This is a genomic window from Pseudomonas sp. 39004 (genome assembly GCF_028682155.1).
Taxonomy (GTDB): Bacteria; Pseudomonadota; Gammaproteobacteria; order Pseudomonadales; family Pseudomonadaceae; genus Aquipseudomonas; species Aquipseudomonas capeferrum.
In genome coordinates this window covers 1-3,387 of the sequence record NZ_JANIAG010000302.1, presented here as the reverse complement: position 1 = coordinate 3,387, position 3,387 = coordinate 1, and the positions used below count along the sequence as shown (strand labels likewise).

4 protein-coding genes are annotated in these 3,387 nt (G+C 63.6%); all 4 read left to right on the top strand.

Annotation, left to right across the window (positions count from 1 at the left end):
- Positions 1-40: 40 nt before the first annotated feature.
- The 4 genes from NP534_RS26315 to hemB all read left to right on the top strand — a co-directional run bounded on the left by NP534_RS26315 (position 41) and on the right by hemB (position 3,346).
- A complete protein-coding gene (locus NP534_RS26315) occupies positions 41-682 on the top strand; it encodes an amino acid ABC transporter permease (protein WP_186663603.1) in 642 nt (213 codons plus the stop codon).
- Positions 679-1,347 (top strand): amino acid ABC transporter permease, encoded by a 669-nt coding sequence (locus NP534_RS26310; RefSeq protein WP_274100670.1) that lies wholly within the window; start codon positions 679-681, stop codon positions 1,345-1,347. Before NP534_RS26315 ends, NP534_RS26310 begins: the two co-directional genes overlap by 4 nt.
- A gap of 34 nt (positions 1,348-1,381) precedes the next feature.
- The gene (locus NP534_RS26305; RefSeq protein ID WP_274100669.1) at positions 1,382-2,215 is read left to right on the top strand and encodes a substrate-binding periplasmic protein; all 834 of its coding nucleotides are present in this window, start codon (positions 1,382-1,384) and stop codon (positions 2,213-2,215) included.
- A gap of 156 nt (positions 2,216-2,371) precedes the next feature.
- Complete coding sequence (gene hemB, locus NP534_RS26300) at positions 2,372-3,346, top strand: porphobilinogen synthase (protein WP_033697542.1); 975 nt, start codon at positions 2,372-2,374, stop codon at positions 3,344-3,346.
- Positions 3,347-3,387: the final 41 nt, after the last annotated feature.

Here is a 3,387-nt window from a genome sequence, read left to right as displayed (position 1 = left end):
ATAAAATCAGCGCGATTGATTCAGCTGCGACATTTGGTAGATGAACGATATCCTCATGATGCTGCTGACGGGCGTGCCGTGGACCGTGGGTGTGACCGTGTGTGCCTTCGCCGTCGGTGTGGTGCTGGGGTTCCCGCTGTGTGCGCTGCGCATGTCACAGGTGCCATCGCTGCGAGTACTGGGCGCGGCACTGGTGCTGACCTTGCGTTCGATCCCACCGATCGTCTGGCTGTTCTTCATCTTTTTTGGCATTGGCGGCGGCTATGTCACGTTGTCGCCCTTTGTCGCGGCGGTGGTCGGCCTTGGCCTGATTACCGCCGCGCAGATGGCCGAGGTCTACCGGGGCGCCTTTGCGGCGATCCCCGATGGCCAGTATGAAGCCGCCCATGTGCTCAACCTGTCAGCGCCGCAGCGCTTCTTCGATGTGGTGTTGCCGCAGCTGGTGCGCATTTCCATCCCGACAGCGGCCACCTACGCCATCGGCCTGCTCAAGGACTCTGCGGTGGCGTCGACGCTGGGTGTCGCGGATATCAGCTTCCAGGCGTACCAGGTTTCGCAGCAGACCTTCCAAGGGCTGGGCGTGTACAGCGCGGCTGCGCTGGTGTACTTGGTGCTCAGCGTGCCGGTGGCGCTGGCTTCGCGCTGGTTGTCGAGCACCTTGCAACGGAGGATCAGCCTATGAACGCGCTGCTGACACTGTGGGCGCAGTGGTTTCCGGAGTTATGGAAGGGCTTCGTCCTGTCGTTGCAGGTGACCGCCATCAGCCTGCTGCTGGGCATCGCGCTGGGGCTGCTGCTGGCCCTGGGCGTGGGCGCCAGGGGCAAGGCCATACGCTACCCGACGTTGATCATTGTCGAACTGGGGCGGGGTGCCCCGGCATTGATCCTGTTGCAGTACTTCTACTTCGGCCTGCCTTCGGTGAACCTGACCTTGACCTCGTTCTGGGCGGCCGTGCTGGCGTTGGCGTACTGCACGGCGGCGTACACCAGCGAGATCATCCGCGGCGGCATCGAGGCGGTTGCCCGTGGCCAGCACGAGGCGGCTGATGTGATTGGCCTGAACCGGGTCGATGCCCTGCGCTATGTGATCCTGCCCCAGGCCTTGCGGGTGGCGCTGCCGTCGTTGCTCGGCTTCTCGATCATGATGTTCCAGGCTTCTTCGCTGTGTTTCACCATCGCCTTGCCTGAGATCGTCAGCCGCGCCTCGGCCATCGGCTCCTCGACGTTCCAGTACATGCCGGTGCTGGTGCTGGCCGGGCTGATGTACGCGGCAGTCTGCGCGCCGGCCAGCCTGGGCGTGGCTGCCCTGGAGCGACGCTTGGCGCCCGGCGTGCAAACTGCTTGCTGATGCTGCTTTTACATTCACTTCCTGAAAGGTACCCGTGATGAAACCATTCAAGCGCGTTACCCGTTGCCTGAGCCTGTGCCTGGCCCTGGTCGGCAGCGCCCAGGCCATGGCCGAGTGCAAACCCACCCACACGTTCGAAACCCTGACCCCAGGTGTGCTCACCGTCGCGGCCTGGGTCTTCCCGCCGTACTCGATCCCTGGCACCGGCCAGGCACTGGGCGGCGTTGATGGCGAGATCATCAAGCAGATCGCGGCCCGGGAGTGCCTGACCATCAAGGCCAGCGTGCTCGACCCCTCGGCGGCAATCCAGTCGGTGGTCGCCCGCCGTGCCGACGTGGTCATTGGCGACTGGTACCGCACGGCGGAGCGCGGCAAGGTGCTGGGGCTGTCGGCGCCGTTGTACCTGGACGTGATGGGCATCATCTCGCCCCAGGGCTATGCCAAGGTCAGCGAACTGGAGGGCAAGCGCGTGGGGACGGTGCAGGGCTACCTGTGGGTCAGTGACCTGAAGACGGTGTTGGGCGACGACCTGGTGCTGTACCCCAACCCGGTGGCCATGGCCCAGGACCTGGCCTCGGGGCGCATCGAAGCTGGCATCGACAGCCATGCGGTGGCCATCGCCTCGCAGCAGAAAGGGGCGTACAAGGGCGCCAGCATCAAGGTGTCCGAGCCGGATCCACGGGTCAAGGCGACCGAGCAACCGGGGCAGACCAGCATCCCTTACATGCTGAGCAACGTCGAACTGGGCAAGGCGCTGGATGCCAACATCCAGGCGTTGCATGGCAGTGGCGAGATTGCCCGTATACTTGAGGCGCATGGGCTGGATCGGCAGGCGGCAGATGTGGGGGCGCCCCGGTTGGTGGAGTGAAGTGACGTATACCGGCCTCTTCCCGGGTTTACCCGCGAAGAGGCACGGCAAATCCAGGCTATTACCCTTGATGCAAGACACAATCTCTTCATTCAGCCTTTTCACTGGGGCTCAACAGGCATATGGTGTACGCCGTCCATATTCCCTGGAGCTGTCATGTCCAACCGTTTCCCCTCCGTTCGTCCTCGTCGCTTGCGCCAGAACGAATCCCTGCGTTCGATCTTCCAGGAAACCGAGTTCCGCCTTGAAGACCTGATCCTGCCGATCTTCGTCGAAGAAGGCATCGATGATTTCGTGCCGATCACCAGCATGCCGGGTGTCAATCGCATCCCTGAAAAACTGCTGGCGCAAGAAATCGAGCGCTACGCCCGTGCCGGCATCAAGTCGGTGATGACCTTTGGCGTCTCGCACCACCTGGACGAAGTCGGCAGTGACACCTGGAACGAAAACGGCCTGGTGGCGCGCATGGCGCGGATCTGCAAGGACACCGTGCCGGAAATGGTGGTGATGTCCGACACCTGCTTCTGCGAATACACCAGCCACGGCCATTGCGGTGTGGTGCACGACCACGGTGTGGACAACGACGCCACCCTGGTCAACCTGGGCAAGCAGGCCGTGATCGCGGCCGCCGCTGGCGCCGACTTCATCGCGCCATCGGCGGCGATGGACGGCCAGGTCCAGGCGATTCGGGGTGCGCTGGATGCCGCAGGCTTCCATGACACGGCAATCATGGCCTATTCGACCAAATTCGCCTCGTCGCTCTATGGCCCGTTCCGCGAGGCCGGCGGTACCGCCCTCAAAGGTGACCGCAAGAGCTACCAGATGAACCCGATGAACCGCCGCGAAGCCGTGCGCGAATCGTTGCTCGACGAGCAGGAAGGGGCCGATGTGCTGATGGTCAAACCGGCCGGCGCCTACCTTGACGTGATCGCCGACATCCGCGCTGCTTCGCGCCTGCCACTGGCGGCCTACCAGGTCAGTGGTGAATACGCGATGATCAAGTTCGGCGGCCTGGCCGGTGCCATCGATGAAGGGCGCGTGATGCGTGAAAGCATCGGTGCCATCAAGCGGGCGGGTGCCGACCTGATCCTGACCTACTTCGCCATGGACCTGGCGCGCGAAGGTATCTGATAGGGCCGCCTGCCTTGTGGGAGCGGCCTGTAGGAGCGGCC